Origin of the sequence: Limosilactobacillus oris DSM 4864 (assembly GCF_001434465.1) — a bacterium.
GTDB classification, from domain to species: Bacteria; Bacillota; Bacilli; order Lactobacillales; family Lactobacillaceae; genus Limosilactobacillus; species Limosilactobacillus oris.
The window spans coordinates 1-26,526 of sequence record NZ_AZGE01000023.1 but is presented as its reverse complement, the minus strand read 5'-3'; the positions used below and the strand labels follow the sequence as shown (position 1 = coordinate 26,526).

Below are 26,526 nucleotides of genomic sequence, written 5' to 3'. Positions count from 1 at the left end.
TCATCAGTACTTCTTGACGAAGAGCCTGAAAAAGCCCCAATTCCTTTATCAGCAAGGAGTTGGGACTGTTAATTTGTTTTGGAAAATCACTCAAAGCCTTTTCTAGCTCTGGCCTTCGTCATTGGCAATCGACCCGGTCAAGAAAAAGTAAAGAATTAGCCAAGATTAATTCTAAAATCTTGCGGATAATTATCAGCCTATATAAACTAAAATTAAGATTAGCTTTGAGGTGATTAATTATGTTACCATTCTTTATCATTGTATTAATCCTAGCTGGAGCGTTGGTTGGTCAAATCCTTTGGGGCAACCAAAGCGAAGAACCAGTTGGTAAACACAGTGCCAAGCGAAAGGCTTAATCTTTTTTCGTTCAACAAAAGGCCGCCGCGATTCATTGTATTGATGAACCGCGGCGGTCTCTTTTATTGCTGGTCAAATTGTTGGTTAGCCGTCGTGACCATTTGCTGGTAAGCACTGGTAATTTCAGCGGGACTAATCTCAAAGTCAACTATCCCAAGCTTCAACAACAGGTGCCAAGCGTGACGAAGATCCTCCTGGTGGCGGCTGACATAGGCACCATTTTGTCAGCACCGCTAATCCGTTGCCACTGTTCAGCACTCAGGACAATCAGGTGCGTCCATTGCCGTTTTGCACTAAACAGCAAGAACAAGGCCACCACCTTTACATATTGCGCCACTAACTGCTGGTGGCTCGCTGGCTGATTCACGTGCAGAACATCGGCCCAACCAGCCAGACTTGCAAAGCGGCTCAGCTGGACATCCAGCTGGAGATAAATAGTCTGCTGCCGCGTTTCAGGACCAATCAGCAAGTCATAGGCATCATCAGCCGCCAGCTCGAGGTCGATTGCCTCGTGCAACAGTTTGGTAATGTCTAACTGCTTATTTGCGGTCACCTAGTTCACCCTCCTCTCGTTCTGCTTGCTCACTATCCGGCTGAAACACCTCGGTTGGCTGTTCAAAGGATTCCTCTTCATCCGCTGGTGCCACTACCAGCTTATCGGACCGGACCGCCAATTCAGCCCGGTTATTCAAATACCACTGCCGAATCAAGTTATAGTGCAACAGGGTATCAAAGAACGAAACCCGGGAGTCAGGATCTTTAACCGCAAAGAACCACTGCTGACTGTAATCGTCCGGATCAAAGGCAATGTCTAATTTAATTCCCTGGTCCAGCATCAGCTCTGCCCCATTGTTACGCGGCAGGTTCATCAGCATATAATCATTTTCTGCCGTAGCCACGAACAGGCGGTCAATCACCGTCAAGTCAAGGTCTGGCCGTGCAAGGGCAAAGCGTTCCGTATTATCAGTATTAAGGATTCCCAAATTAATGGTAAAGTCAAGGTCCGTAGCTAACTCCTGTGCAAAGGCAATCAGTGGTTTTACAGCATCCCGCAGTTCTAAGTCCGTATGCTTCTTGAGAGCCCGAACGATGAAGTAGTTTACCAGGGCCTGATTATTGAACTGGAAAAAGCGGTTCGCCAAATCAAGGTAAAAGAGCGGTTCTTGTTCCCCCTGCTCTGTAAAGGCCGCTTCCCCATCTTCACCAAGCTGGAACTTAAAGCTATCACTATCAGCAATCGGTTCGATCCGTGCGATGAATTGGTGCCGTGAATTTTCGGAAATCTGGATAGCATCGATACCTTGCTTTTCCAGCAGGCGTCCCATAAAAATAAGATAGTAATCGGCTGCTTGGTAGTGCTGTGGAAAATCAACAAAGGTATTTTGCAGGTCCAGTTCGGCCAACTGGGTTGTCGCCGCCAACATCTCCTGAGCATCCTCGGTTTCTGCTAACTGATCTAACAACTCGACATAGTGCCGACCTAGTTTAAGGACGTCCTTAAAAGAGGCGGAGAGAGCCGTCAACCGGGCCTGTGGTGAGCTAATCATCTTGTTATTGTTCATCTTCACTCACCTGCTTTTCTTCGTGACGGTCACCGTCAAGGCTTGCCAAGTAATTGGCATAAAGGTTGCGGTTTGCCAACTCAAAGTCCTCGAAACTGCCAAAAGTATCCATAATACTCTTCTGTTCATAGCTCAGAATCGTGTTTTCCTTAGATAAGGAAAGGACTACCTGTTCGTTTTCCTTAATCGTCTTGTTAGCAGTCCGGGCTTCCTGTTCTTCATCCTCGATCTTCTGCAACTGGTCGACTAATTCCTGACGGTTTTCCTTATTCTTACTGGATTCAAAAATCCCCGAGCGCGAGTTAATGTCCTCCAGCTGCTGTTCGACCTGCTGACGACGATCTTCGCGTTCCCGTTGGTGGTCAATTAAATCCTGTAAATGGTCATTCTGCTTTGAAATCTCCGCAATTCGGTCACTGTTAAAGCGCTTGTTTTCCCGCGCCAATTCAAAAGACTGGCGCAGCTTTTCGTACTCGGTCGGGTCAAAGGAGAAACGGACGTTCAAGACATCCAATTCACCAAACTGCCGCCGGTCCCACCAGTTACCAAAGTAAATCCGGTAGTGGCCGGTCTGGTACTCTTCGTAATAGAAAAACGGGTACGCTTGTCCTAGGTACTTGATCAGCTTTTCGCTTAGATAATTGCTCAGCTGGTCAGCCAGGTCATCGACCAAGCTCATGACCCCCTGGTCGTTAGGCTGTTGTTCCCGGTGTTCAATTTCCTTCGCGTACCGTTGGTTATCCAACAATTGGTAAATTTGCCGGTCCTGATGAGCCGCGATGGCTTCGTTTAACTCTTGTAAGTACTTGATCTTAATCGCCACTTGGCGTTCGATCAAGCTCCCGATCTCCACTGCTCTGTTTTCGTGTTCTTCATTCGCCATAAAGCACTAACTCCTTGTCTACATAACTAATTTAATAGTAGCCGAAATTAATTCCAAACGATTAAATTTTCTTCATTTTTGTCAAAAACTTTATAATTAGTTAACAAAACGTAAACCTAAAACCATTTTCACACATTTTACCCGTTTTTCAATAGGCGACCACGAAATCTTGGATGCAAGGCGCCCTTCCTGCCAATTTGCTTTTATTAAGAACTGAACTATAATTGAATAAGCGGGTATTATCCCGCACTTGATGGAGCGTTTCGAAAAGAGGCGAAGTTAACTATGGCATTAAGTAAGCAAGAACGTAAGGAAATGGCCCGGAAGGCCATGGAAAAGCGTGGCAACAAGAAGCCTAATGGCTCTGGTTTTGCAAAACTTGACGAAGAAGCCAAGAAACTGAGTGACTAAGCTTTTTGAAGCAATCCTAGATAAAACGACTGGCAAAGTTAGTTTGTCAGTCGTTTTTCTGTTTTAAAAACAAAAAGGCCGGAAAATTCCAGCCTTTATATTTATAGCTTAGGCTTCAACCGCCGCAATCATCCGGTCGAGCAATTCGACATCGGTCTTGCGGGAGTAGATGTCCATAATTTCGTAAATCTGAGGAGCAGAAGTGGACCCGGTAAAGGCCAGGTTCAGTGGGAAGTACAGGTTCCGGCCCTTAACACCGGTTTCCTTACCAACTTCCTTGATAGCCTGGCTGTAATCCAAGTCGTCACCGCCGTTGACCAGCTTATCCTTCAGGCCGTTCAGTACGGCTAAAACGTCTTCCTTGGCGAAGTCTTCATTATCAACGATTTGGTCGTAGTTGAAGTGTTCGTCCAGGACACTGTAGTAACTCCAGGCGTATTCAATGACTTCGAGGAGCTTGTTAACGTCGCGCTGGTGAACGTGGATGGTCTTCTTGAGCAATTCCCGGAGTTCGTCTTCAGGAATTGATTGCAGGCGTTGTGCTTCTTCAGTTTCGCCTTCCTTAACCAATTCCATCGTCCGGTCTGCCAGCTCGTCGACGTCCATCTGCTTGATGTATTGGGCGTTCATCCAGTCCAGCTTCTTTTGGTCAAAGTATGCTGGAGCCTTGGACATCCGCTCCGGATCATAAACCTTGATCAATTCATCCTTGGAGTAGATTTCCCGTTCGCCCTTTGGTGACCAGCCCAAGAAAGCAATAAAGTTAAAGATGGCTTCTGGCAGGTAACCGTGCTTCTTGTATTCGTTGATGAACTGTAAGGTATCCTTGTCCCGCTTACTGAGCTTCTTACGTGTCTTCGGGTTGAAAATCAATGGGATGTGGCAGAAGACTGGGTGTTCCCAACCCAGTGCTTCGTAAATTGCCATCTGCTTTGGCGTGTTGGAGATGTGGTCAGCACCACGTAAGACATGGGTAATGTCCATCGTGTGGTCGTCAACAACTACGGCAAAGTTGTAGGTTGGCATCCCATCACTCTTTTCAATGATGAAGTCCCCGCCAAGATTGTCAGAGTTGAAGGAAACGTGGCCCCGGGCGATGTCGTCCCATTGGTATTCGTGGTCCTTTGGGAAGTGGAAGCGGATCGTCGGCTTCAAGCCCTTCGCTTCGGCTGCCTTTTGTTCCTCTTCACTCCGGCCGTACCAACGGCCATCGTAGTGCGGCGCTTCCTTGTTAGCCCGTTGCCGTTCACGCATTTCCTGAAGTTCTTCTTCAGTCGTGTAGTCCTTGTAGGCAATCCCCTTGTCCAGCAATTCCTGGATGTACTTGTGGTAAATTCCCTGGGCATTCCGTTCACTTTGCCGGTATGGAGCATACTTTGGATTAGGCTTGTTTGGACCCTCATCCCAGTCGATACCTAGCCAGTGCAGGTTTTCCCGCTGGCTGTCTTCACCAGACTGGACGTTCCGCTTAGTATCCGTATCTTCAATCCGCAGAACCATCGTTCCGTTAAAGTGACGTGCAAATAAGTAGTTAAATAATGCTGATTGGGCATTTCCAATATGCAGGAAGCCTGTCGGACTAGGTGCATACCGAACTCTGACCTTTTGATCCATTATTTCGATTCTCCTTTAGTAACTTGTTAGCAGCCATCGTGACTGCCGGTGCAACAAATATAATTTTATCTGAATGTCCTAATTTGTCAATGCAAGAGCCAGCTGAACCGCATCCCCCCGGATGGTCATTCCCGGTCGCTGACTCCAGCGTCGCCCGTCTGAGTGGAAAACCGCCAACTTAAAAAGAGGCTGCACTTCAACCGAAGTCCCAACCTCCTTAATATTAGTACTTTTCCATGTAACGTTGCCGTTCCCAATCCGAAACGTGCTGGCGGTAGGCATCGTATTCGCGGGTCTTGGCTTCCATAAAGCTGTGGTAGATGTGGTCACCCATCGAACCCTTGACAACTTCATCCTTTGCCAGCGACTTCAGGGCATTGTGCAAGGTATCTGGCAGGTTGCGCACATCTTTTTCCACCCGTTCCTTACTGGTCATCTGGTAGATGTTTTCATCGACCTCGTGAATGGCTGGCAGTTCGTTCCGCAAGCCATCCAGCCCGGCTTCTAGCACGGCCGCAATTGCCAGGTAAGGGTTGGCAGACGGGTCAGCAGAACGCAATTCTACCCGCGTTCCCATTCCCCGGTCACTTGGGATCCGAATCAGTGGTGACCGGTTCGAAGTGGACCAGGCAACGTATACCGGTGCTTCAAAGCCTGGAACCAACCGCTTGTAGGAGTTGACGATTGGGTTGCAGACAGCGGTGTAGGCCCGGGCGTGCTTCATTAATCCGCCGAGGAAGTGGTAGGCCGTTTGGGATAACTGCCGTTCATCCTCCGGATCAAAGAAGGCGTTGTCACCATTTTGCGTGAAGAGGGACATGTTGAGGTGCATCCCCGAACCATTGATTCCAGAAAGCGGCTTCGGCATGAAGGTCGCGTGCAGGCCATACTTCTTAGCAATCGTCTTTACAATCAGCTTGAAGGTCTGGATGTTGTCGGCAGCTTCGAGAGCATCGGAATACTTGAAGTCCACCTCATGCTGTCCGGGAGCAACTTCGTGGTGGGCCGCTTCCACATCAAAACCCATCTTTTCCAGTGCTAGAACGATATCCCGACGGCAGTCTTCACCCCGGTCAGCCGGTTCCATATCAAAGTAGTTTTCCTGGTCGTTAACAGTCTGCGTAGGGTTTCCCTGCTCATCAGTCTTGAAAAGGAAGAATTCGGGTTCCGGTCCAATGTTGAAGTCCTTGAAGCCCATCTTTTGCATATCTTTAAGAACCCGTTTCAAGTTATTCCGGGGATCACCGGCAAATGGTTCACCATCAACCGTCTGCACACTGCAGATTACCCGGGCAACCTTCCCGTGCTCAGCCCCCCATGGGAAGACCAGCCAAGTTGACATATCTGGGTACAGGTACATATCACTTTCTTCAATCCGGACAAAGCCGTCAATTGAAGAGCCGTCAAACATAATTTTATTATCCATCAACTTATCAAGCTGACTGACTGGTAAGTCAACGCTCTTAATCGTCCCCAGCATATCGGTAAACATTACCCGCAAGAAGCGAATGTTTTCGTCCTTGACCATCTTGCGAACTTCATCTTTTGATAATTCACGCTTTGCCATATCTTCCATTCCCTTTCAATCAATCTATGCTCTCTGCCATTCTTAACAATCTGAAGTCAGAGCTGGTTAGTGCGGTTCCCCTAAAGGATCTTCGCGAATAATTATAAGCAGCTCCGCTTCAATACGGTTATTAGAATAACAACCCCAACCGGGCAAGTCAATTTAATTCCAGAACTTTTAGCCAATTATAATCAAATTTGTTCGTCAGCTTTACTTTTTTAACCAATCATCGACGACCGACTTAATATCTTGAATCGTATCCTGCCCGCTAACCAGGTCAAACCAGTGTACCGGCATCCGGTTCCTAAACCAGGTGAGCTGTCGTTTCGCGTAGTGGCGCGAGTCCAACTTGATTTTAGCGATTGCCTCGTCCAGGCTGCACCGGCCCGCAAAGTAGTCAAAGAGTTCGTGGTAGCCAATTCCCTTTCCCGCTGGCAGCTGGGGACCGCCTTGCTCATACAGCCAGCGCGCTTCCTCTACCAGTCCCTGGTGAACCATCTGATCCACCCGGGCGTTGATACGGTCATACAGGACTGGCCGGGCAGTATTGAGGCCAATCAGTAAGAAGTCCGCCTGCCGCTCTCCCTGTGGCTGCTCGGAAAAAGGCCGTCCCGTTTTTTCAATCACTTCCAGGGCCCGAACTAACCGCCGCTGGTTGCCAACCGGAATTTTCCTGCTAGCGGCCGGGTCAAGCTGTGCCAGCTGCTCCCACAGGTATGCATTCCCCTTCTCCGCGGCAAGCCGTTCCCAGCGAGCCCGGATTGGCGACTCCTCACCTTCGCCCTCGCCCTGGTCATCCCCTAAGGCCAGGTTGTCAGTGAGGCTCTGAATATACAATCCCGTTCCCCCCGCGATAATTGGGAGGCGGTGGCGCCGGGTGATTTCCTCAATCCACCGATTGGCCTCCTGCTTAAAGCGGGCCGCCGAATACTGCTGGTCAACGTCGCAAATATCGATTAAGTGGTGGGGAATCCCCGCCCTTTCCGCAGGCGTGACTTTTGCGGTCCCGATATTCAAGTGCCGGTAGACCTGCATAGAGTCGCCGGAAATCACCTCCCCGTCTTCCTGACGCGCTAATTCGATTGAAAGTGCCGTTTTACCGACCGCGGTCGGACCAACGATTGCAATTACTTTATCCATAACCAACTTCCTTATAAACTCGTAAATTTTCTGATAATGACTGGCAAAAACGGCCTTTTTCGCTCATAATAGTGGTAAGTTAACTAATAAGGAGGAATGCCTGATGAAACAAGTTACCAAAGGATTTTTGATTGGTACCGCCTCAGCTCTTGCCGCAATCGCCAGCGGGGTGGTTGCTTTTCACAAGACCGTGATCAAGCCGGTCGAAGAAGAAGAAATTAAATTTGATGAGAACCGCCGGGCAGCTAACCGGAAAAACCGGTCCGCACACCAACTTTAATTACCTTCACTATTATATATAAAAACGGCATGGTGACCAACTGCGATCACCATGCCATTTTTTATTTTAATACTTGGCTTTCTTTGTCTTGCCATCCCACTCCCGGTAGCCATCGCGAAGGATGTAAAGGTTGTGGTAGCCATGCTTACCCAGAAACGCTACCGCCTGCGTACTCAGCGTCATCGTTTCATCATAAAGGTAGATTGGCATATCCTTTCGCAATTCACCATACTGCTGCCGCAGGTAGATGTACGGCAGGTTGCGGGCGCCCAAGATGTGTCCAGCTTTAAAGTCCTTTTCCTGGCGGAGGTCAATCACCTGGGCCTTCCGCATTCCCTTTTGGAAGTCCTCCTGGTCTAGAACGGTTGCGTAATGTTTCCGGCGCCAGTTTTGAAAGCCCCAGCTAAACAACCATACTAGGATGATTACCGCCACTAGGAGGTTAATCGTCAATAATGTTTTACTAATTCCTAAAATCACTTTTCCCGCTCCTTACTTAGGCTTCTGCAAATTGACGGGCCAGTGAAGCGGCACCGATTACCCCGGCGTCGTTCCCCAATTCAGCCAGCTTCAGAGTTGTGGAAGTCCGCACAGTCGGGAAGGCAAATTGTTCAAAGTTCTTTTGAACCCGCTTCAAGAGGAAGTCCCCCGCAGCGGAAACACCACCACCGATAACCAGGAATTCTGGGTTCAGGGCGTTGGATAAGTTTGCACAGGCTAATCCCAGGTAGAAGGCCACTTCGTCAACAACGGTGTTGGCGAGGTAGTCGTTTTGCTTGGCAAGGTCAAACACAATCTTAGAGGTGATTTCATCGCCGTTGTCGATCATGGCCTTCAGCCGGCTGTTCCCCTCGTATTCTTCTGCCTTGTCCTGGGCGATGTGAACAACCCCGGTAGCGGAAGCATACTGTTCCAGACAACCGTGGTTACCACAAGTACACAGGTATCCATTTGGCTTAACGATCATGTGGCCAACTTCACCACCAGCACCGACAATTCCGTGAACCAGCTTACCGTTGGAAATCAGGCCACCACCGACACCGGTCCCCAGAGTGATGAAGGCCACATCGTCACCTTCATTACCGGCACCCTTCCAACGTTCACCCAGCGCAGCAACGTTAGCGTCGTTGTCCAAGGCAAACTTCATGCCGGTGCCCTCTTCAATCTGTTCCTTAACGTGCTGAGTGGTCTTCCAGTTCAAGTTGAAGGCCCCCACGACGGTTCCTTCTTCCCGGTCAATGGTTCCAGGGGTCCCCATCCCGATTCCGATGAACTGGTCCGGGCTCATCTTGTAAAGGTCCAGGTGGTGGTTAATCGAATCAATGATATCAGGAACGATGTGGGAACCATCATCCAAAATGTTAGTCCGAATTGACCACTTCTGTTGAATTTCCCCATCCTGGGTCAGGATTGCAAACTTAATCGTGGTCCCACCAAGATCTACACCAAATAACTTCTTTGCCATGTTTTCTTCCTCCTCAAAACTTTCACTCTATATTAATACAAACGGCCACTTTTTTCTCGGAACTGCTCTTCGCGGTGTTCCTTTCGTAGGACAATCTTCGCTTTCATGTACACCTGCCGGTCAATTACCCCCGATTGGTAAAGGTTATCCAGCTCAATCGCCATCAGCTCGATATCGTACAACCGTTTGCCCACATACACGAAAACGTTAAACTCTTTTAATAACTGCTGGACATCGTATAGTGTCCGGTATTCACGCGGTAAACTTGCCATTTAATCAGCTCACTTTTATAAACAGGACCAGGATACCAGCCACCAGGACCAGGGTAGCTAACGTCCGTTCGATGACGTTCACCCGTCCTAAGCGGGGTGCCCTGACCAGGTAGGCCAGTAGGAAACCACCGATAAAGCCGCCGAGGTGACCCGCAAGGTCGATCCCCGGTACCATCAAATCGGTCACGATATTCAGGACTACCAGAATCAAAAACTGCCGACTCAGCATTCGCAACGCCTGATTTTCCCGGAAACTGGCCCCTAACATAATGAAGGCACCAAACAACCCGAAAATTCCGGTACTTGCACCGGCCGAAATCCCGGCTGGCAGCCAGTAGGCACTCATCAGGTTTCCGACCACTGCACTGCCCAGGTAAATTATCAGCAGCCGCCAATGACCAAAAAGCTGTTCAATGTACATTCCGATAAAATACAGGGTAATACTATTGATCAGCAGGTGCGCAAAACCGATGTGAACGAAGACGGGCGTAATCAACCGCCACCATTCACCGGCTTGCAGGGCTGCCGACTGTAAGGCACCAAACCGGAGCAGCACTGCCGGGTTTGTCGACCCACCGGCCAGGGTCATCAGCAGGTAGATAATTACCTGAATCGCAACCAGCGTGACCGTAACCGGGTTGTCCTTCCACACACTATTCCTCATCAACTAACGCTCCGCTAGCGTGAGGACCTGGTCAACCGGTTGGTCGTGCGCCTCACTCACCCATTCATCAGCATCAGCCAGTTGAGTTGGCAAGGCCAGGGCAATGGTTTTCCCATGGTAATTAGTCAGGTAGCGGTCATAGTAGCCCCCACCAAACCCTAGCCGGCGGCCAGTCGCCGTAAAGGCTACTCCGGGAACGACCATCAGGTCAATTTCGTCCGGTCCGAAAACGCGGCCATCCTTCGGCTCAAGAATACCAAAGCCGGATTCCTCAAAGGTCGAGTTTTCCTTTAGCTCAACAAACTCCATCTGCCGCTTGGGTAGGGTTCGGGGAACCACTACTGTCCGCCCCTCATGCCGGGCATGAAGAATTAACGGGGCCGTGTCAATTTCAAACGATTGACTAAGGGTCAAGGCAATAACCTTGGCCCCCATCCATGCCGCCTGGTCATACAGTTCCGATGCCAGCGCCTGTTCCTCTTTCAGACGGGTGTTAACATCTAACTGTTGAAGCCGGGCGATGTAAGCCTGACGTAGTTCTGACTTTGAAGACGTCATTATTCTACAATCTCCCCTTTATACTAAGATGATAAACGGTTTCAACAATTTATTATCACCGCTCGTTATCTTTTTTGCAAGCGTTTTTTCAAGTTCTCACTTAATTTACAGCCGGGCTATTTTTGGTCTAGGCGGTCGTAGAGGGCCACTAGCTCTTCCGCCAGGTCAACATAGGTGATTGCCGTCATCAAATGGTCTTGGGCGTGAACAATCAAGAGGGTCAGCTGGACAGTCTTCCCCTGGGCCTCAGCCGTCAACATGGTCGTCTGCACGTTATGGGCCACAGTCAGTTTTTCCCGGGCTGCGGTGAGTTTTTCCTTCGCCAGGTCAAGGTCACCATTACGGGCCGCGGTGAGCGCTTGGTGCGCCAAGTCCTTGGCATCCCCCGCGCTGACCATCAGCTGCATCGCCTGACCAATACTTTCATTATCATTTTCTGCTGCCATTCGTTCTTCCTCGCTTCTTATAGTCCCTTGTGACAAAAAAATCCCGCTAATAGCACAGGCTATTGGCAGGATTAGTAAACTAATTACTTAGTCTCACGGTGTAAGGTCACCTTTTGTTCCCGTGGGCAGTACTTGTTTAATTCAAGACGGTCGGGATTGTGACGACGGTTCTTACTCGTCAGGTAAGTCCGTTCGTGGCATGAAGTACATTCAAGTGTAATGTTGACACGCATGAGTTGAAACCTCCAAACTTATTTTTAATCTTTAAATGGTTATTTATCGTAACCCTAACTCGTACAACTATATCATTTATTAGCAATTTTGGCTAGTGCTTTGTCAAAGTTTGTTAAGGAAAAAGCCTTGACAGGGATCTGAGTGACCATTAATTGCTGCTATCATCGGCTTCGCTCGAATTCCGAACCGTCTTCCAGTAGGCTTGGAAAATCTGCTTAGCCATCGTGATGTTCGCTTCCCCGTTATCGTTGGTTGCTCCCGGAATTGCCAGGGCCACAACTACCTGGGGATGGTTCGATGGCGAGTAACCAGCAAAACTCAAAGTTGTAGTTTCGTGCCCATCGGAAACCGTCTGGGCAGTACCGGTCTTCCCCGAGATTGACGGCTTAACGCTAGCCAAATTCTTGGCAGTCACGTAAGCGTTAGTCCCATGGGTAACCAGGTAAAGTCCCTGGTGGACGACTTCAAAGTAGGACTTTGGTGCCGGAATCACCTGTTGAACTTGTGGCTGAGTCGTGGACTGCACAGGTCCCAGTTCCCCATTGCTCTTGGTCCCCCGAATCTCCTTGACCACGTACGGCCGCATTCGGTTCCCACCGTTAGCAATCGTTGACATGTACTGAGCCAGCTGGATGGTGGTATACCCGTCATAGTTCCCGTAGGCCAAGTCCAATGCGGAAACGATGTGCTTTGCATCAGACGGCCCTTCGTAACCGGTCGTCTCACCTGGAAGGTCGATCCCGGTCTTCTGTCCCAGGCCGAACATATTAAAGAAGTAGCGTTCCTTTTGGAAGATACTTGGCTTCATGGTTACCTGCATGCCCGGCGTGTAGTCCATCTTTCCTTCCTTCATTGCAATCTGCATCATGTAGGAGTTCGATGAAACTTCCAGAGCGGTTGCGGCGTCCACCGCCATGTTGGCCCCACCATTGTGGTTAAACCATGAACTCTTCTGCGTACTGTTAACCCGGATTGGCTTATCAACCAGGGTGCTGTTTTCGGGGGTAATTACCCCACTCATTAACCCGCCCATCACGGTAGCCGGCTTCACAACCGATCCCATCGTAATTGGCTGGTTAATCGCCCCGATTGGGTTGGTCGTCTGCTTTCCCGTCTTGGTATTCCGGCTGATTCCAGCCATTGCCAGGACGGCCCCCGTATTCGGGTCCATTACCACGGCATAGACACCAGAAGAATAGGCGTTCCCAGCGGCCGCATAGTTTTGTTCCAGAATCTGTTGAACCTGTTTCTGGAACTTGGAGTTAATGGTTAGGACCAAGTTATCCCCTTTTTTACCAGGGTATTTCAGTTTTTCCTTCGTTACACTATTACCGCTAGTCGTAACCTCAGTTTGGGACTTGGAACCAGCAAGCGTGGCCTGGAAGCCCTTTTCTAAGTAACTTTGACCAACGCTGTCGTTTCTGGAATAGCCTTGAGAGAGGAGTGAGTTGACCTCATCGCTTGGCAACCCGGCCGTCGACATTCCACCGGTTAGAGCTTGAATTTCCTTTCCCTGAGGATAATTCCGGGTCCAAGCCGTTCCAATCTTAACTCCCGGCATTTCACTCAGGTGTTCCCCAACCTCTGAAAGCTCCCGGGAAGTCACTCCGGTTTCCTTGATGTAGGTCGTCGAAAGCGAGTAGGCACCGCTCATCGCCGCGTAAATTCGCGCATTATTCTTCTGCTGGGCAGTCAGGCGCCAAGCAGACGGGTGCGCGCTCAGGTAATCGAGGGCCTTATTATACTGCGCGTCGTCGGAATCAGTCTCAGAGGTCTTAACGTGTTTCAAGACTTCCTTTAAGCGGCTGCTGTCGGCAAGGTAGTAGTCCTCCTGGTTCCGCTTGGTCAACCGCGAATCCTTATTAGAGACCGTCACGTACCGGCCCAGACGGTTGGCAATCTTGTAAAGGTCGTCTGTCGAAACGTTGGCGCCCTTAGTATAAGTGATTGCCTGGTGCGTCTGGTTACCTACCAGCACCTTTCCCTGACTGTCATAGATCATCCCCCGCTGAACATTATTGGTCTGGATTGTAGTATCTGACCGTTTAACCTCAGCTTTGTAGGCGGTCCCGTTTAGCACCTGTAAGTAAAACAGGCGGCCAGCAAGGGCCAAAAGCAAGATCCCAACAACCCACAACAGGAAGTTCAGTCGAAAGGGAATAATCGACTGAGCATTGCGGTTTTTACTATTACGGTGCGAACTAATTGCACTCTTCATTCGCTCAAAAATTTTCACCGGATCAACTTCTCCTTCATCATAGTGAATACTATTTTACCGTTGGCGAGGTCCTAATTTCAAGCAGTCGCTCTTCCTCATTAGGCCCACCAGTCACTAACAAAAAAATAATACTCTTTATTTGTTCAAAAATGAACTCCTTCTGCACAGATTTACTTAATTTTAACTTCCTTGTCGAATTTAAATTAGCGATTCGTTATATAATAATCACTATGCAAAAAACAAAGGAGTTTTTTAACAGTGTTAACAACTATTCGTTCTCATCAACGTTCATTTATTTTGGGAATTAGTTTTCTGCTTCCCATCCTGCTGATGGGGAGTTACTTTGCTTACCGGCAAATGGCCCCCTTTGGCCCCAGCAGCTTGCTCACGGTGGACCTTGGTCAGCAGTACGTCGACTTCTTTGCCTACCTTCGAGCAAGCCTGCTCCACCACCCCAGCAGCTTTTTCTATTCCTTTGCGAAGGGATTAGGCGGTGAAATGTGGGGGACAGACGCATACTACCTTTTAAGCCCCCTTAACCTCCTATTAATCTTTTTCCCCGGTCGTTTTCTTACTTCCGGGATTATGCTAATCCTTCTCTTACGGTACGGTTTAGCCGGGCTGAGCTTTGCCTGGCTCCTGGATAAAACGGGTTGGCAAAAGGGTCCCCGGATTTGGGCCTTTAGTACCGCCTACGCCCTCAACGGCTGGATGATTGCTAACCAGCTTAACATGCTCTGGCTGGATGCCCTGGTGATCCTCCCCCTGATTATCTGGGGCCTGCTAAAACTCTTTTACCGCCGGCAAGCTGGAACTTACATCTTCTGGCTAGCGGTCATGATGGTTGATAATTACTACATGGCCTGGATGGTTTGCCTATTTACCCTTCTTTTGGTCTGCTGGTTGATGCCAGAAGCACGCACTTGGCGCGCTCGCGGCCGCTTTATCCTCCGCTATGGCCTGAGTTCGTTGGCGGCTGCCGGAGTGGCGGCAGTCACCCTCTTTCCCACGATTTATGCCCTAATGCAGAGCAAGGGGACCTATACCGAGCAGACAATTCATAGCCGGTTTGAGTACTTTCCGTTTAAGATGCTGGCCAAACTGGTTCCCGGTTCGTTTAACTTTGACCAAATGCCCAGCGGCCAGCCAAACATCTACATCGGAATGCTTTTGATGATGGCGGCCTTCCTCTACTTTTTCAACCGGCAGGTAAAACTTAACCGGCGGTTAGCAGCCTTAGGGGTAACTTTCTTCTTTATCTGTTCGTTTTGCTACGAACCCCTGGACCTCTTGTGGCATGCCGGCCAGTTTCCCGTCTGGTACCCCTACCGCTTTTCCTTTCTTTTTTGCTGCTGGTGCATCATCTTGGCTGCCCAGACGCTCCGCCCAGCCTTTCGACCGCGCTACTGGCAGCTGGCCCTCCTCCTGCTGGTAACGGGGGCAATTTTTGCCTACGTCAGCCAGCTCAAGCTCTCCTACCTTAGCAGCAGCCAGCGCTGGATTGGGCTTGGCTTCGCGGCCATCAGCCTGCTGTGCCTAGCTATTCCACGCAAAGATTCACCCCGCCTGTACGACCTCCTCCTGGTTTGCCTAGTCATTTGTGATGTCGCCACCAGCGCTTTTACAAGTCTCAATAACCTCGCCTACGTCTCCCAGGACGAGTTTGCCCAGTACACCACCCAGCTCGACCAGGCAGTCCAAAAGCTCCGCCAGGGTGACAAGGGACTCTACCGGGTTGCCAAGACTTTCACACGAACCAAGGATGACCCCTTCCAGGGCGACTTCAACTCCGGTGACCACTTTGGCTCTACCCTGGAGCCGGCCATCCCTAACTTCATGGGGGCAATTGGTCAGCCGGCCGGCGATGGTTTTGTGACCTACGCTAACGGAACCCAGGTCACCGACGCCTTATTCGGCTTCAAGTACACCCTGGCAAAGCAGAACCTGGCAACACCAACGCTACCGCTCTCCGGCTACCGTCCTGACTGGCGGCAATTGCCAACTACCGCTAAAACGGGCAACGTTGTTATCCGGCGCAACCCGAATAGTCTCCCCTTTGCATTTGGGGCCAGTAGCGAGGTCCTCCAGCTCCCGCATACGACCCTGGACCCGGTCAGCTACCAGTCGCAAATTATGCAGGCCTTGGCTGGACGGCCGATTAACAAGTCGCTCTTCCAAGTACAAAACTTTGACTCCGTTCAATTCAACAATGTTCAGACCAGTCGGCAGATTACCGGCACCCTTTTCAAGAAGCAGGACTTCCTAAAGCCAGCCTCGATTCGGCTGACTTTTATCCCACCAACTAATGATTCCTACTACCTTACCTTGGGGCCAAGTGTCAAAGACGATGCATCAATTTCCATCAATAACAAGGCCTTTGCCCAGTCCAGCAACTACCGGGACACCGTCGTCATCAACCTCGCCCACCAGCAAAAAGGTCAGCCAGTCACCATCACCTTCCGCTTGAAGAAGATGAACGTCTGGCTGCAAAACGTCAGTGTCTACCGTCTCAAGCAACGTTCCTTTAATGCTAGTCTTCAGACCTTAAAACAATCTCCACTGAAGATCAGCCACCATTCCAGTAACAGTATCACGGGAACGGTGGACCTCAAACGCCAGCAACGGGTACTCATGACAACTATTCCGGCCGCTCGTGGCTGGCACGCCATCGTGGACGGTCGGCCAACAGCTACCAAGACGGTTTTGGGAACCTTCATGGCGATTCCACTGGCACCGGGTCACCACCAGGTCAAGCTCTACTACCGACCACCATTTTTGATTCTTGGACTGTTCACCAGCCTGCTGACAATTAGTGGCACCTGGTTAGTTCTTCGCTCCCAAGCCCGGCGGCAAACACGAAGACGTACTGGCACGGACAAACCAAGCACAGACTAGGCGGCAGTTCGTTGCCCACCAGAATTTATTTCACCATCTAGCTATTAAAATCGGCCGGTGAAAAATACTATTACTAAGCCCAAAAGCAAATAACGTGTACGCAAATGAGGTCTAAAGCCCGGCAGAACCGAACTTTAGACCTCATTTGTACTTGCAGCGCCTTGAAAAAAGTCGCCGTAACCGACTTCTGTCCTACTCCCATTCTTTAATGTGCTGACGCCCCGGTAGAAGCATCTGGATGCTCTTCTTGTTCCTTGCTAAGGCCGGCAATATCCGGCTGGTCATCCCTATTCTCATGCTGAAAATGGAAAACAGGACCATCACTCCGGGGGTCATAGTCGACAGTGGTAATTAAATCCTTAAAGAACCACTCATCTAACTCGTCAATATGATAGTCAATGCCGTCCTTGTCAACTTCCAGGACTGGTTCTACCGGCTGATCTTCGCGCGTAAAAGCTGGTGAAAAGCCATGGTGAACTTCCGTATAGCCGTAAGTTTTGCCATAGAACTTAATCCCGTTGCCGCTCACTAAACCCATCTCATCGCGGAACCAGCGGTCAACCCGGTCAGTAATAATTAGTTTCATCCAAAAAATCCCCTTTGCTGCCGACTTTGGCAGCCCTTTCATGCTTACTACTTTACCATGTTTCCACGTAAATCCCAATGATTTAGCCTGACAAATTGAATAATACGGTCATTGTTATAACTTTTCGCACTTTAAAATGNGGCCAGAACTAGCTGAGCTAGTTCTGGCCCCCTCCCATTTAAATCAGCGGTTAGTTAACATCGAGGATCTTAACCTTCATCGTCCCGCTTGGGATTTCAATTTCAACTTCTTCGCCAATCTTGTGTCCCAACAAGCCCTTGGCCATTGGAGACTCATTTGAAATTTTGCCGCTCAGCGGGTCAGATTCAGATTCACCCACAATGCTGTAAGTTTCCGGTTCTTCATCCGGCAGTTCCTTAAAGGTAACGCTCCGCCCCATGGAAACTTCATCCTTATCAACATCTTCGTTGTCGATGATTTCAGCGTATTGCAGCATGTTTTCAATCTGGGCAATCCGACTCTCGACCATCGCCTGTTCGTCCTTGGCAGATTCGTATTCCGAGTTTTCGGAAAGGTCCCCGTAACTGCGGGCAATCTTAATCCGCTTGATAACTTCCGGACGCCGCTTCATTTTGTATTCTTCAAGCTCGTCCTCCAACTTCTGCTTTCCTTCCAAGGTCATTGGGAAAGTCTTTTCTTCAGCCATAACACACTCACTCCTTATTAATAATTCACGTCGTTACATTACCATTTATTATGGCGCTTGTAAACCGACTTACAGGGTGTGACCCCGCTTGACTAAAATGTCGCGAACCTTCGTCGTCAGCAAGTCAATGGCGACGTGGTTTTCACCGCCCTCAGGGACGATAATATCCGCGTAGCGCTTCGTTGGCTCCACAAACTGGTGGAACATCGGCTTAACGGTAGCCAGGTACCGGTTGATTACGGAATCCAAGGACCGGCCCCGCTCATCCATATCCCGCTTAATACGGCGGATGATCCGAATGTCATCATCGGTATCAACGTAGACCTTAATGTCCATCAGGTCCCGGAGGCGCTCATCATCCAGGATCAAGATTCCTTCTAAAATGATGATCTCGGTTGGCTCCACGTGGACCGTTTCCTGGGACCGGGTATAAGCTTTGTAATCATATACTGGCATCTCAATCGCCCGGTTATGACGGAGGTCACTTAACTGGCTGATCAGGAGGTCGGTATCAAAAGCCAGCGGGTGGTCATAATTAACCTGCTTCCGCTCCTCCATAGTCATGTCTGCCTGGTCGTTATAGTAGGTATCCTGGGTAATGATTTGGATATCCTGCCCCTTTAATTGATTATAGATGGCCTTGCTAACAGTCGTCTTTCCACTACCAGAGCCACCGGTTACACCAATGATGATTGGCCGCCGTTTTTGTTCAGTACTCATTAATGCAGTCTGCTCCCTCTTTTAATTTAATCTGAAATAGTATACAGCACTATCGGTATTCGAGCAACTAGCAATTAGCGCTTTGCCGCCCGACTGCTCTGGAGTTCAGCAGCAATTTGGGGAACCGACTGGGTCTGCGCCAGCCTAAACTTCCCGGCCTTGACCCCCTTCGTCTTATGCGTCTGCAGGTAGTAGCTGAACACGTATGCACTTCTCACCAGCTGTTTTTCTTTCAAGATCCTTGCCACCTCGTCATCAGTCGCTCCCCGGGGAATTGTCACCGTGACCCGTTGCTGGCTAGCACTGCTCACGGGACGCAAGGCGTAGTTGAAATACTGGTGAATTGCCAAACCCGTGGCCACCAGCAGCACTAAAATAACTAAGACCAGGCGGTTCTGCTTTTTTAATTTCTGTTCTTCCATAGTTTTGCCCTTAGTGAAAAGGAGGCTGGGAAGATCTCAGCCCCTTTCCGATAATGTTATAACACAGTAACTGCTTAATAGCGGTAGACAAGGGGAGCCGCAGCGACTCCCCTTCCAATCCCGTTAATAAATTTACCGAATTTCTGCTGCCAGTTCATCTTCCAACGCCTGGGTAACCTTGGCAAAGGCCTTGTTGACCTGGTCTTCGGTCAGGGTACCATGGTCATCCTGGTAAGTCAGCGTGTAGGCCAGGGACTTCTTGCCCTTTGGCAGATGAAGGCCGCTGTACACGTCAAAGAGGTGGACCTTCTTTAAGAAGGCGCCGGCCCGCTTTTCGATTACCGCAACCACGTCGGCATTCGTGACGTTGTGATCAACCAACAGGGCAATATCACGAGTGATTGCTGGGTACTTACTGATTGGGTGGTACTCATTAGCCACCTTATCAGCTGCCAGCAGTGCTTCCAAGTTCAGTTCGAAGACGTAAGTTGCAGGTACCTTGTAGTCCTTCGCCGTCCGCGGGTGAACTTGGCCCACAAAGCCCACTAATTGGTCATCGACATAAATATCAGCCGTCCGTCCCGGGTGCATTTCCGCCCGGTCCTGCGTTGCCCGGTAGGTGATTGTCCCGGCCAGGCCCAGATTATGCAGGTACCGCTCTACGATTCCCTTGATTTGGAAGAAGTCCACCGGCTGGTCCTGCTTATGCCAAGAATTGGCCAGCAGCTGACCGGTAATTGCACCAGCCAAGTGTTCCTGTTCTTCTGGACGCTCGCCACCCTTTGGCAGGAAAACCCGTCCGACTTCGTAAAGGGCCACGTTGTTGACGTTCCGGGCCACGTTGTACGCCACGTCAATCAGCAGGCCGCTGATGAGGCTCATCCGGGTCGCAACGTGGTCGGAGCTCATCGGGAAGTCCAGCTTCATTGGTTCCGCGAGGGGTTCAATTTGGAACTGCTTAGCCTTATCCTCAGTCGTTAAGGAATAGCTGATTGCCTGCGTCAGGCCCATCCCCTCCATTTCGTGCCGGCTCGCCCGCAGGAACTTCTGCCGTGGGGTAAGGCCCCCGTGGTTGCGGGTCATTACGGGCAGGGTAGCGGGGAGGGTATCATAGCCGTAAATCCGGGCAATTTCTTCGTACAGGTCCGCGGCCACAAAGATGTCCCACCGCCGGGCTGGAACGGTTACCATCAGCTGGTCGTCATCAACGACGTCGACCGGGAAGGCCAGCCGGTTAAAAATGTCGCTTACCTCGTCCTGGCTGAGTTCGGTCCCGAGCACGTGGTTGATCTTGGCAAGCGATAAGGTAATCTGCTTATCCTCCGCCGTTTTTTCACTGGCAGTGACAATTCCCGTGGTAACCTGACCACCAGCCAATTCGCTGATGAGTTCCGCCGCTTCATCCAGCGCTGTTTCCACCGTAGCCGGGTTGATTCCCCGCTCAAAACGCATTGACGATTCACTGTGAAGGTCTAGCCGCCGGGCCTGCTTCCGCACCATAATTGGGTCAAAAATCGCTGCTTCTAAGGCAACCGTCTTTGTGCTGGCGGAAACCGCGGTCCCCTGACCACCCATTGTCCCGGCCAGGGCGACCGGCTGACCAGCGGCCGTAACGACAATGTCGCTCTCTTTCAGGGTCTGCTCATCCCCATCGAGGGTGGTGAACTTCTCATCAGCTTGGGCATGGCGAACGCCGAAGTCGTGACCTGGAAGCTGGTCATAGTCGTAACTGTGGAGTGGCTGGCCGTACTTGAGCAGGACGTAGTTAGTGACGTCAACCACGTTGTTGACCGGCCGGACACCAGAATTCCAGAGCTTGATTTGTAGCCAAAGCGGACTATCAGCTACCGTAACGCCATCAACCACCCGCAACTTATAGGTTGGTGCCAGCTTGGTATCCGTTACCTGGGCAGACAAGCGGTCGCTGGTTGCCTGGTTAGCCTCTTCCTTAACCGCGACTTCCTTAAAGTGGGGCTTTAGGCCGTAAAAGGCGGCAATGTCGTTGACGTTCCCGTAGATGCTCAGCATGTCACCCCGGTTAGGCGTAACATCGGTATCAATGATTACATCGTCCATCCCCAGGTATGGGAAGACCGACTCGCCCGGCTTGGCATCGGCTGGCAGGAGGTAAATACCGTCATCGTAGTCCTTCGGTGCGATCTTATCGCTAAACCCCAGCTCTTGTAGTGCACACAGCATCCCGTTTGATTGTACACCGCGGATCTTGCCCCGCTTAATTTTGACGTTGTCACCGATCCGGGCACCGTGAAGGGCTACAATCACCTTTTCACCAGCCACCACATTCGGCGCACCACAGACAATCTGAATTGGTTCGTCTTCACCAACGTCGACTTGGCAGACGTGCAGGTGGTCCGAATCCGGGTGCGGTTCGCAAGTAATGACGTCCCCGACCACGATTTTCTTCAGGCCATCGCTCAGGGAATAAACATCGTTAATATCGACCGAGGTCCGGGCAATCTTTTCGGCTAGTTCATGGGGCTCAACGTCAATATCTAAGTATTCTTTCAGCCATTGGTATGATACTTTCATTTAACTTATCCTTTCTCGTCGAACTGGTTCAGGAAGCGCACGTCATTTTGGTAGAAGTTCCGGATATCGTCGACCCCGTACTTCAACATTGCAAACCGGTCTGGGCCTAGTCCAAAGGCAAACCCGCCGTAAACTTCTGGGTCCACGCCCGACATCTTGAGAACGTTCGGGTGAACCATTCCGGCACCCAGCACTTCAATCCAGCCGGTGTGCTTGCAGATCGCGCAGCCCTTCCCCAGGCAGTTGAAACAGGTAATATCCGCTTCCACAGATGGTTCGGTGAAGGGGAAGTAACTCGGCCGCAAACGAACCTTGAGCTTGTCACCGAAGAGCGACTGGGCAACCACTTCCAGGGTTCCCTTCAGGTCAGCCATAGTGATGTGCTTGCCGACAACCATCCCTTCAATCTGGTTGAACTGGTGACTGTGGGTCGCGTCATCCGTATCCCGCCGGTAAACCTTCCCGGGAGAAATCATCTTTAACGGGCCCTGGCTAAAGTCGTGCTTTTCCAGCATCCGGGCCTGCATTGGCGAAGTCTGCGTCCGCATCAAAACGGTTGGCGTAACGTAGAAGGTATCCTGCATATCCCGCGCCGGGTGGTCCTTCGGCAGGTTCAGCTTTTCGAAGTTGTAAACTTCCTGCTCAACTTCATCCCCGACGGCCACTTCATAACCCATGGAAACGAAGAGGTCGACCACCTGGTCAATGATCTGCTGGATAACGTGGGACTGGCCTTGGGCAACCGGTGTCCCAGGAAGGGTCACGTCTACCGTTTCTGCCGCCAGTTCAGCATCCAGGGCAGCCTGTTCCAACTCGGTCCGCCGTTCCTCGATAGCCGTGGTCAGCTCGTCACGAACCTTGTTAGCAAACTGACCAACCACCGGCCGTTCCTCGGCGCTGAGGTCACGCATTCCCCGCAGGACACTTGTGATTGGCCCCTTCTTCCCCAGCATTTTGACCCGAATTTCGTTAATCTTCTTCAGGTCCTTAGAATTCTTAATTTCTGCCAGCCCTTCGTCGCGAAGTTCCGTCAGTCGATCTTTTAATCCCATTTTTTCAGCTCCTTTGAAATAAAAAAGCTCCGTCCCCAAATAGGGACGAAGCATCGCGGTACCACCCTAGTTTACCAGCATAGTGCCGGTACACTTAGTCGATCAATAACGGTGATCAGCCGGAATACCATTACGTACCAGCTCAGAAAATGAAATTCACCAGTTGGCACCGGTCGTCACTTGCAGAATGGGGTGACGACTCTCTGCCGGGCCTGAACTAGCTACTAGTTTTCGTCAACGCTTTTAACATTTAACATTGTAAACACTCCGCTAAGTCAGGTCAAGCCTAAATTAGCACCACTTGTCGCTCCACTTGTGGACGGCTTCCATTACCGGCGCCAACTCACGGCCCCGTTCGGTCAGTGAGTAATCGACCCGACTAGAACCGGGATAAGTATTCCGCACAACGATCTGCTCATCTTCCAGTTCTTTAAGCCGTTCACACAGTACCCGGTCGCTGCACTTGGTGATGGCACCTGCTATGTCTTTGAACCGCAATGTCGGCTGTTCCAGCAGGACCTCAATAATCAGGCCATTCCACTTCTTACCCAGCATCATAAAGGTTTGGGTAAATTTCGGACAGAGTTTACAGTCTCCTTCTTCTCGTTTCTTCGCTACCATTTCAGTCATAGTATTACTCCTCCCTACCAAATAGTACGCATCCGCCGTTTCTTAATCTTGCGCCGCAGCTTCGCCCGCAGTGGGCTAAAGAATTCGTGCTCCGCTTCGAAATCGTCGACTAAGGAAACGATCAGGCTCTCCGGATAACGCGGCGTCGCCATCGTTGCTCCGAACATATGCTTTAAGATAATATCCTTTTCCTTTTTATTCAATGGGGTAATCTTCTCCGCGTTGCGCAGGGCCACACGGGGATGAATGAAGGCGTGCGTTCCCAGGTCAAACTTGGTCGTCCGCCAGTCATAGTAGAACAGGTCATGCAGCAGGCCTGCCCGGGCCGTACTCCGGTAATCCAGGTGCAAACGCTTCGCAATTCGGTAACTATCGTAAGACACCGCGATTGAATGCTGGAGACGGTTAGAATGATGGTGCTGAGTATAGTCCGCTAACTTCTGTACAGCCGGTTGGGCTAATAAATCATTGACAATCGCCATGTACTCACGATCTTGACGCCATTCATTCTTTGTTTTCATGTAATACCCCTTCCTAATTGTTTTAGATTATCATACTGAAAAATGACCAGGATTTAAATTAATTTGCTCCTAGTCCAGTTCCCGGTTCAGTTGGAACATCAGGATCCCCGCGGAAACCGCCACGTTTAAGGACTCAGCGTCCCCCCGCATGGGGATATAAAGGTTGGCCGTCGTCTCTTTCAAAAGGTCAGCCGCCATCCCCTGGCCCTCATTGCCCATAATCAAGGCAAAGGTCTGTCCAGGATGAACATCCCGGAAATTTTTTGCTGCCGGATTAAGCTGGGTACCATAGACGGGAGCGCCGAGCTGCTTAAAGTCCTGGATCCACTTGTGGAGGTCGCCTTCGAGCAGGGTCAAATGAAACTGACTCCCCTGCATGGAACGCACAACTTTGGGGCCAAAAATGTCAGCCGACCGGTCGCCAACAACCACGCCTGTAAAGCCTGCCGCGTCCGCAGTCCGAACCATTGTACCGACGTTGCCCGGATCTTGGACCCGGTCCAAGAGGAGCCAGGCCCCCTGAATATTCGCTGGTACCCGGTGCGCGTCTGGCAGGTCAACGACCGCAGCAATCCCCTGGGGCGTTACCGTGTCCGTAACGTGCTGCATGATCTCTGGAGTCACCACATAGGCTTCCGCAGCGCGAGCAACTAAGTCCTGGTGAGCCGCAAGCTGGTCAGCCGTCCCAATCAGCTGCCGGAGCTGGGTGCCAGCCTTGACGGCCTCGTTAACCAGGTGCCAGCCATCCAACAGATATTCTCCACTCTGCCGGCGAAACTTCTTTGTTTGCAGCTTCTTCCAATTTTTGACGTGTTGGTTGTGAACAGATGTTAATTCTTCCATTAAAAACTACCTTTCTCTTATTTTTAATTATACCATGAAACAATGGTGTACAATACAGACAACCCATTCGGCAGTTACTAAGTTTTTGTTAAGGAGTTTGCCAATGATCAACTATCAGCTTACCGTCAGCGGCCAGGTTCAGGGAGTCGGTTTTCGGTGGGGCTGCTACCGCCTCACCCAGCAGTACGGCGTTAGTGGCTTTGTCAAGAACCTTCCATCCGGCCAGGTCTATCTGGAAGTCCAGGGGTTGCCAGACGCGGTGACCAACTTCATTGCCCGCGTTGAAAACGGGCCCACCCCTTATGCCCGCGTCAATCAAGTTAGCAAGCACCCCCTCCCCTGCCAGGATTACGGGGGCAGGTTTACAATCCGTCGCTAATTCGCCTCACCAGCTGGCTTTTAATGCCGCTTTAAGTTAAGATATGTACTGTTACCCAAATTAAGAAATTGCAAGGAGTTATTATTAACGCATGAAACATAAAAAACTAACACTTGCCGGTCTGCTGTCCGTCTTATTGCTGACCCTAAGCGGCTGTGTACGAACGACCAAGAGCGGGAAGCCCTATGGTTTTGTCTATGACTACATGGCAAAGCCAATGCAGCACCTGATGGAATGGCTAGCCGCCCACCTCGGCAACAACTATGGTTGGGCAATCATCGTTATCGTGGTCGTGGTTCGGTCCATCTTGCTACCGGTAATGTTCTCGCAAATGAAGAAGTCCACCATTACCCAGGAGAAGATGGCTAAGGTCCAGCCACTGATCAAGGAACTGAGTGAAAAGCAAAAGGCCGCCAAAACTCCAGAGGAACAAGCGGCAGTGAGCCAGCAGATGATGGCCCTCTACCGGGATAACAACATTAGCATTACCGGGGGGATTGGCTGTCTGCCACTGTTAATTCAGTTGCCAGTCTTTGCCGCCCTTTACGCTGCCATCCGCTACTCCCCAGACCTTTATCATGCTGAATTCTTCGGCATCGCCCTGGGGAAGCCAAGCATCATCCTGGCGGTCCTTTCCTTCATCGCCTACGCTGCCCAGAGCTACCTGGGGCTCATCGGGGTTCCAGAGGAGCAGAAGAAGCAGATGAAGATGGCCATCTGGATGAGTCCATTTATGACCTTCTTTATCTCCCTGACTTCCTCTGCTGGACTAGGACTGTACTTCTTTATCGGGGGACTCTTCGCCATCTTGCAAACCCTGATGGTCAACGCCTACCGGCCACGCATCCGAAAGCGGATTGAAGAAGAAAGCAAGAACCACCCAATCAAAATGCCTGCGGCACCACAGACGCCTGCCAACGCAACCGCTAGTGCGATTGACCAGCTGAAACAGCCGGGACAAGCAACAACCGAGGCTAGCAAGGCAGCTAAGCGGAACCGGCAACGGAACGCGGGTAAACAGCACCATCACAAGTAAATATTAGATAGTGGCTGGGAGATTATTCCTGGCCCTTTTTATTTTAAGGAGGATTCACCATGATTAAGCCAATCAACAGGGACGTAAATATCCTGCGCCAAGTCAGCCAGCCGGCAAGCAAGGCCGATTTGCCAGTCGCACAGGACCTCAGAGACACCCTCACGGCCAATGCCGACCGCTGCGTTGGGATGGCCGCTAATATGATTGGGGTAACGAAACGCATCATTATTGCCAGTCTCGGGCCGCTCCAAGTGGTAATGTTCAATCCGCAAATAGTTGCCAAGAGTGGACCTTACCAGGTCCAAGAAGGCTGTCTCTCACTCTCCGGGCAGCGTTCCACGACCCGGTTTCAAAAAATTAGGGTCCGCTTCACCAACGAGCAGTGGGAACAGCAGGAGTTAACTTTCACCGCCTTCCCGGCTGAAATTATCCAGCACGAGTTTGACCACTGCAACGGTATTTTAATCTAACCTGTCTACGTGGCTAACCGCCACAAACGAGAGAGTGAGAAAAAACACCCCAAACCGGCTAGCGGCACTATGTCCAGTCAAGTA

At 50.6% G+C, this 26,526-nt stretch carries 29 protein-coding genes and 1 other annotated feature; of the genes, 6 read left to right on the top strand and 23 right to left on the bottom strand.

All coding sequences use genetic code 11. The annotated features are described in order from the left end of the window. Positions 1–517: 517 nt before the first annotated feature. The 3 genes from FC49_RS07580 to FC49_RS07570 are packed head-to-tail and all read right to left on the bottom strand — an operon-like array spanning position 518 to position 2,802. Positions 518–910, bottom strand: coding sequence for a hypothetical protein (locus tag FC49_RS07580; RefSeq protein ID WP_235804892.1), 393 nt, complete (start codon positions 908–910; stop codon positions 518–520). Next, positions 897–1,919 (bottom strand): hypothetical protein, encoded by a 1,023-nt coding sequence (locus FC49_RS07575; RefSeq protein ID WP_056984692.1) that lies wholly within the window; start codon positions 1,917–1,919, stop codon positions 897–899. Before FC49_RS07575 ends, FC49_RS07580 begins: the two co-directional genes overlap by 14 nt. Next, positions 1,909–2,802, bottom strand: coding sequence for a hypothetical protein (locus tag FC49_RS07570; RefSeq protein ID WP_003712577.1), 894 nt, complete (start codon positions 2,800–2,802; stop codon positions 1,909–1,911). Before FC49_RS07570 ends, FC49_RS07575 begins: the two co-directional genes overlap by 11 nt. A gap of 285 nt (positions 2,803–3,087) precedes the next feature. Here FC49_RS07570 and FC49_RS10330 point away from each other — a divergent pair, with 285 nt between their 5' ends. Then, positions 3,088–3,213, top strand: a complete 126-nt coding sequence (locus FC49_RS10330; RefSeq protein ID WP_003712584.1) for a hypothetical protein — start codon at positions 3,088–3,090, stop codon at positions 3,211–3,213. Between the two features lie 108 nt (positions 3,214–3,321). On the opposite strand, the gene gltX is transcribed toward FC49_RS10330, so the two are convergent. The 3 genes from gltX to miaA all read right to left on the bottom strand — a co-directional run bounded on the left by gltX (position 3,322) and on the right by miaA (position 7,534). Then, complete coding sequence (gene gltX / locus FC49_RS07565) at positions 3,322–4,827, bottom strand: glutamate--tRNA ligase (RefSeq protein WP_003712582.1); 1,506 nt, start codon at positions 4,825–4,827, stop codon at positions 3,322–3,324. A gap of 223 nt (positions 4,828–5,050) precedes the next feature. After that, positions 5,051–6,394 carry a glutamine synthetase family protein gene (locus FC49_RS07560; protein ID WP_034537764.1) on the bottom strand — a complete coding sequence of 448 codons (1,344 nt, stop codon included), beginning with the start codon at positions 6,392–6,394 and terminating at the stop codon, positions 5,051–5,053. 210 nt (positions 6,395–6,604) lie between these two features. Further along, positions 6,605–7,534, bottom strand: a complete 930-nt coding sequence (gene miaA, locus FC49_RS07555; protein ID WP_056984691.1) for a tRNA (adenosine(37)-N6)-dimethylallyltransferase MiaA — start codon at positions 7,532–7,534, stop codon at positions 6,605–6,607. 103 nt (positions 7,535–7,637) lie between these two features. Between miaA and FC49_RS09805 the strand changes: the two genes are divergently transcribed. Continuing rightward, positions 7,638–7,814, top strand: a complete 177-nt coding sequence (locus tag FC49_RS09805) for a DUF3042 family protein (RefSeq protein ID WP_082603569.1) — start codon at positions 7,638–7,640, stop codon at positions 7,812–7,814. 66 nt (positions 7,815–7,880) lie between these two features. Here FC49_RS09805 and FC49_RS07550 read toward each other — a convergent pair whose 3' ends face one another. The 8 genes from FC49_RS07550 to FC49_RS07520 form a co-directional block, all read right to left on the bottom strand. Further along, positions 7,881–8,294, bottom strand: coding sequence for a rhodanese-like domain-containing protein (locus tag FC49_RS07550; RefSeq protein WP_056984690.1), 414 nt, complete (start codon positions 8,292–8,294; stop codon positions 7,881–7,883). Between the two features lie 16 nt (positions 8,295–8,310). Further along, positions 8,311–9,279: an ROK family glucokinase gene (locus FC49_RS07545; RefSeq protein WP_056984689.1), complete on the bottom strand. Its 969-nt coding sequence runs from the start codon at positions 9,277–9,279 to the stop codon at positions 8,311–8,313. A gap of 32 nt (positions 9,280–9,311) precedes the next feature. Next, positions 9,312–9,551: a YqgQ family protein gene (locus tag FC49_RS07540; RefSeq protein WP_003714561.1), complete on the bottom strand. Its 240-nt coding sequence runs from the start codon at positions 9,549–9,551 to the stop codon at positions 9,312–9,314. A gap of 4 nt (positions 9,552–9,555) precedes the next feature. Beyond that, positions 9,556–10,215, bottom strand: coding sequence for a rhomboid family intramembrane serine protease (locus FC49_RS07535; RefSeq protein ID WP_056984688.1), 660 nt, complete (start codon positions 10,213–10,215; stop codon positions 9,556–9,558). A 3-nt stretch (positions 10,216–10,218) separates the two neighbouring features. Next, on the bottom strand, positions 10,219–10,773 hold the full coding sequence (locus FC49_RS07530; RefSeq protein WP_003714550.1) for a 5-formyltetrahydrofolate cyclo-ligase: 555 nt from the start codon (positions 10,771–10,773) through the stop codon (positions 10,219–10,221). A 116-nt stretch (positions 10,774–10,889) separates the two neighbouring features. Further along, entirely contained in the window at positions 10,890–11,219 is a 330-nt protein-coding gene (locus FC49_RS07525; protein ID WP_003714554.1) for a PTS lactose/cellobiose transporter subunit IIA, read from the bottom strand. Positions 11,220–11,302: 83 nt separating this feature from the next. Beyond that, positions 11,303–11,452: a 50S ribosomal protein L33 gene (gene rpmG, locus FC49_RS09800; RefSeq protein WP_003664049.1), complete on the bottom strand. Its 150-nt coding sequence runs from the start codon at positions 11,450–11,452 to the stop codon at positions 11,303–11,305. Positions 11,453–11,601: 149 nt separating this feature from the next. Further along, positions 11,602–13,671 (bottom strand): peptidoglycan D,D-transpeptidase FtsI family protein, encoded by a 2,070-nt coding sequence (locus tag FC49_RS07520; protein WP_191980131.1) that lies wholly within the window; start codon positions 13,669–13,671, stop codon positions 11,602–11,604. Between the two features lie 258 nt (positions 13,672–13,929). On the opposite strand from FC49_RS07520, the gene FC49_RS07515 reads away from it, so the two are divergent. Beyond that, on the top strand, positions 13,930–16,566 hold the full coding sequence (locus tag FC49_RS07515; protein WP_056984686.1) for a YfhO family protein: 2,637 nt from the start codon (positions 13,930–13,932) through the stop codon (positions 16,564–16,566). A gap of 205 nt (positions 16,567–16,771) precedes the next feature. On the opposite strand, the gene FC49_RS07510 is transcribed toward FC49_RS07515, so the two are convergent. The 9 genes from FC49_RS07510 to FC49_RS07470 all read right to left on the bottom strand — a co-directional run bounded on the left by FC49_RS07510 (position 16,772) and on the right by FC49_RS07470 (position 24,557). Then, positions 16,772–17,152 (bottom strand): HesB/YadR/YfhF family protein, encoded by a 381-nt coding sequence (locus tag FC49_RS07510; protein ID WP_034537772.1) that lies wholly within the window; start codon positions 17,150–17,152, stop codon positions 16,772–16,774. A 190-nt stretch (positions 17,153–17,342) separates the two neighbouring features. After that, positions 17,343–17,819 (bottom strand): transcription elongation factor GreA, encoded by a 477-nt coding sequence (gene greA / locus FC49_RS07505; protein WP_003714541.1) that lies wholly within the window; start codon positions 17,817–17,819, stop codon positions 17,343–17,345. Between the two features lie 69 nt (positions 17,820–17,888). Then, the gene (gene udk, locus FC49_RS07500) at positions 17,889–18,539 is read right to left on the bottom strand and encodes a uridine kinase (RefSeq protein ID WP_056984685.1); all 651 of its coding nucleotides are present in this window, start codon (positions 18,537–18,539) and stop codon (positions 17,889–17,891) included. A 74-nt stretch (positions 18,540–18,613) separates the two neighbouring features. Next, the gene (locus FC49_RS07495; protein WP_056984684.1) at positions 18,614–18,961 is read right to left on the bottom strand and encodes an endolytic transglycosylase MltG; all 348 of its coding nucleotides are present in this window, start codon (positions 18,959–18,961) and stop codon (positions 18,614–18,616) included. 132 nt (positions 18,962–19,093) lie between these two features. Continuing rightward, a complete protein-coding gene (gene pheT, locus FC49_RS07490) occupies positions 19,094–21,511 on the bottom strand; it encodes a phenylalanine--tRNA ligase subunit beta (RefSeq protein WP_056984683.1) in 2,418 nt (805 codons plus the stop codon). A gap of 5 nt (positions 21,512–21,516) precedes the next feature. After that, positions 21,517–22,563: a phenylalanine--tRNA ligase subunit alpha gene (gene pheS, locus FC49_RS07485; RefSeq protein WP_003714552.1), complete on the bottom strand. Its 1,047-nt coding sequence runs from the start codon at positions 22,561–22,563 to the stop codon at positions 21,517–21,519. A 38-nt stretch (positions 22,564–22,601) separates the two neighbouring features. After that, positions 22,602–22,810 (bottom strand) — a binding site (T-box leader). Positions 22,811–22,854: 44 nt separating this feature from the next. Then, positions 22,855–23,193, bottom strand: a complete 339-nt coding sequence (locus FC49_RS07480; RefSeq protein ID WP_003714557.1) for a winged helix-turn-helix transcriptional regulator — start codon at positions 23,191–23,193, stop codon at positions 22,855–22,857. 14 nt (positions 23,194–23,207) lie between these two features. Continuing rightward, entirely contained in the window at positions 23,208–23,714 is a 507-nt protein-coding gene (locus FC49_RS07475; RefSeq protein ID WP_003714558.1) for an HD domain-containing protein, read from the bottom strand. Positions 23,715–23,783: 69 nt separating this feature from the next. After that, entirely contained in the window at positions 23,784–24,557 is a 774-nt protein-coding gene (locus tag FC49_RS07470) for a TrmH family RNA methyltransferase (RefSeq protein ID WP_056984682.1), read from the bottom strand. 103 nt (positions 24,558–24,660) lie between these two features. On the opposite strand from FC49_RS07470, the gene FC49_RS07465 reads away from it, so the two are divergent. The 3 genes from FC49_RS07465 to FC49_RS07455 all read left to right on the top strand — a co-directional run bounded on the left by FC49_RS07465 (position 24,661) and on the right by FC49_RS07455 (position 26,442). Then, positions 24,661–24,936 carry an acylphosphatase gene (locus FC49_RS07465; protein WP_056984681.1) on the top strand — a complete coding sequence of 92 codons (276 nt, stop codon included), beginning with the start codon at positions 24,661–24,663 and terminating at the stop codon, positions 24,934–24,936. Positions 24,937–25,027: 91 nt separating this feature from the next. Beyond that, positions 25,028–25,972, top strand: coding sequence for a membrane protein insertase YidC (gene yidC / locus FC49_RS07460; RefSeq protein WP_056984680.1), 945 nt, complete (start codon positions 25,028–25,030; stop codon positions 25,970–25,972). A 59-nt stretch (positions 25,973–26,031) separates the two neighbouring features. Then, on the top strand, positions 26,032–26,442 hold the full coding sequence (locus FC49_RS07455) for a peptide deformylase (protein ID WP_003714537.1): 411 nt from the start codon (positions 26,032–26,034) through the stop codon (positions 26,440–26,442). The last annotated feature ends 84 nt before the right edge of the window (positions 26,443–26,526 follow it).

What these genes read in the sequence shown, in the direction of transcription:
- FC49_RS07575 (WP_056984692.1), bottom strand. Translation starts at nt 1,919, where the DNA reads ATGAACAATAACAAGATGATTAGCTCACCACAGGCCCGGTTGACGGCT.
- FC49_RS07570 (WP_003712577.1), bottom strand. Translation starts at nt 2,802, where the DNA reads ATGGCGAATGAAGAACACGAAAACAGAGCAGTGGAGATCGGGAGCTTG.
- FC49_RS10330 (WP_003712584.1), top strand. Translation starts at nt 3,088, where the DNA reads ATGGCATTAAGTAAGCAAGAACGTAAGGAAATGGCCCGGAAGGCCATG.
- gltX (WP_003712582.1), bottom strand. Translation starts at nt 4,827, where the DNA reads ATGGATCAAAAGGTCAGAGTTCGGTATGCACCTAGTCCGACAGGCTTC.
- FC49_RS07560 (WP_034537764.1), bottom strand. Translation starts at nt 6,394, where the DNA reads ATGGCAAAGCGTGAATTATCAAAAGATGAAGTTCGCAAGATGGTCAAG.
- miaA (WP_056984691.1), bottom strand. Translation starts at nt 7,534, where the DNA reads ATGGATAAAGTAATTGCAATCGTTGGTCCGACCGCGGTCGGTAAAACG.
- FC49_RS09805 (WP_082603569.1), top strand. Translation starts at nt 7,638, where the DNA reads ATGAAACAAGTTACCAAAGGATTTTTGATTGGTACCGCCTCAGCTCTT.
- FC49_RS07545 (WP_056984689.1), bottom strand. Translation starts at nt 9,279, where the DNA reads ATGGCAAAGAAGTTATTTGGTGTAGATCTTGGTGGGACCACGATTAAG.
- FC49_RS07540 (WP_003714561.1), bottom strand. Translation starts at nt 9,551, where the DNA reads ATGGCAAGTTTACCGCGTGAATACCGGACACTATACGATGTCCAGCAG.
- FC49_RS07535 (WP_056984688.1), bottom strand. Translation starts at nt 10,215, where the DNA reads ATGAGGAATAGTGTGTGGAAGGACAACCCGGTTACGGTCACGCTGGTT.
- FC49_RS07530 (WP_003714550.1), bottom strand. Translation starts at nt 10,773, where the DNA reads ATGACGTCTTCAAAGTCAGAACTACGTCAGGCTTACATCGCCCGGCTT.
- FC49_RS07525 (WP_003714554.1), bottom strand. Translation starts at nt 11,219, where the DNA reads ATGGCAGCAGAAAATGATAATGAAAGTATTGGTCAGGCGATGCAGCTG.
- rpmG (WP_003664049.1), bottom strand. Translation starts at nt 11,452, where the DNA reads ATGCGTGTCAACATTACACTTGAATGTACTTCATGCCACGAACGGACT.
- FC49_RS07520 (WP_191980131.1), bottom strand. Translation starts at nt 13,671, where the DNA reads ATGAAGAGTGCAATTAGTTCGCACCGTAATAGTAAAAACCGCAATGCT.
- FC49_RS07510 (WP_034537772.1), bottom strand. Translation starts at nt 17,152, where the DNA reads ATGAAACTAATTATTACTGACCGGGTTGACCGCTGGTTCCGCGATGAG.
- greA (WP_003714541.1), bottom strand. Translation starts at nt 17,819, where the DNA reads ATGGCTGAAGAAAAGACTTTCCCAATGACCTTGGAAGGAAAGCAGAAG.
- udk (WP_056984685.1), bottom strand. Translation starts at nt 18,539, where the DNA reads ATGAGTACTGAACAAAAACGGCGGCCAATCATCATTGGTGTAACCGGT.
- FC49_RS07495 (WP_056984684.1), bottom strand. Translation starts at nt 18,961, where the DNA reads ATGGAAGAACAGAAATTAAAAAAGCAGAACCGCCTGGTCTTAGTTATT.
- pheT (WP_056984683.1), bottom strand. Translation starts at nt 21,511, where the DNA reads ATGAAAGTATCATACCAATGGCTGAAAGAATACTTAGATATTGACGTT.
- pheS (WP_003714552.1), bottom strand. Translation starts at nt 22,563, where the DNA reads ATGGGATTAAAAGATCGACTGACGGAACTTCGCGACGAAGGGCTGGCA.
- FC49_RS07480 (WP_003714557.1), bottom strand. Translation starts at nt 23,193, where the DNA reads ATGACTGAAATGGTAGCGAAGAAACGAGAAGAAGGAGACTGTAAACTC.
- FC49_RS07475 (WP_003714558.1), bottom strand. Translation starts at nt 23,714, where the DNA reads ATGAAAACAAAGAATGAATGGCGTCAAGATCGTGAGTACATGGCGATT.
- FC49_RS07470 (WP_056984682.1), bottom strand. Translation starts at nt 24,557, where the DNA reads ATGGAAGAATTAACATCTGTTCACAACCAACACGTCAAAAATTGGAAG.
- FC49_RS07465 (WP_056984681.1), top strand. Translation starts at nt 24,661, where the DNA reads ATGATCAACTATCAGCTTACCGTCAGCGGCCAGGTTCAGGGAGTCGGT.
- yidC (WP_056984680.1), top strand. Translation starts at nt 25,028, where the DNA reads ATGAAACATAAAAAACTAACACTTGCCGGTCTGCTGTCCGTCTTATTG.
- FC49_RS07455 (WP_003714537.1), top strand. Translation starts at nt 26,032, where the DNA reads ATGATTAAGCCAATCAACAGGGACGTAAATATCCTGCGCCAAGTCAGC.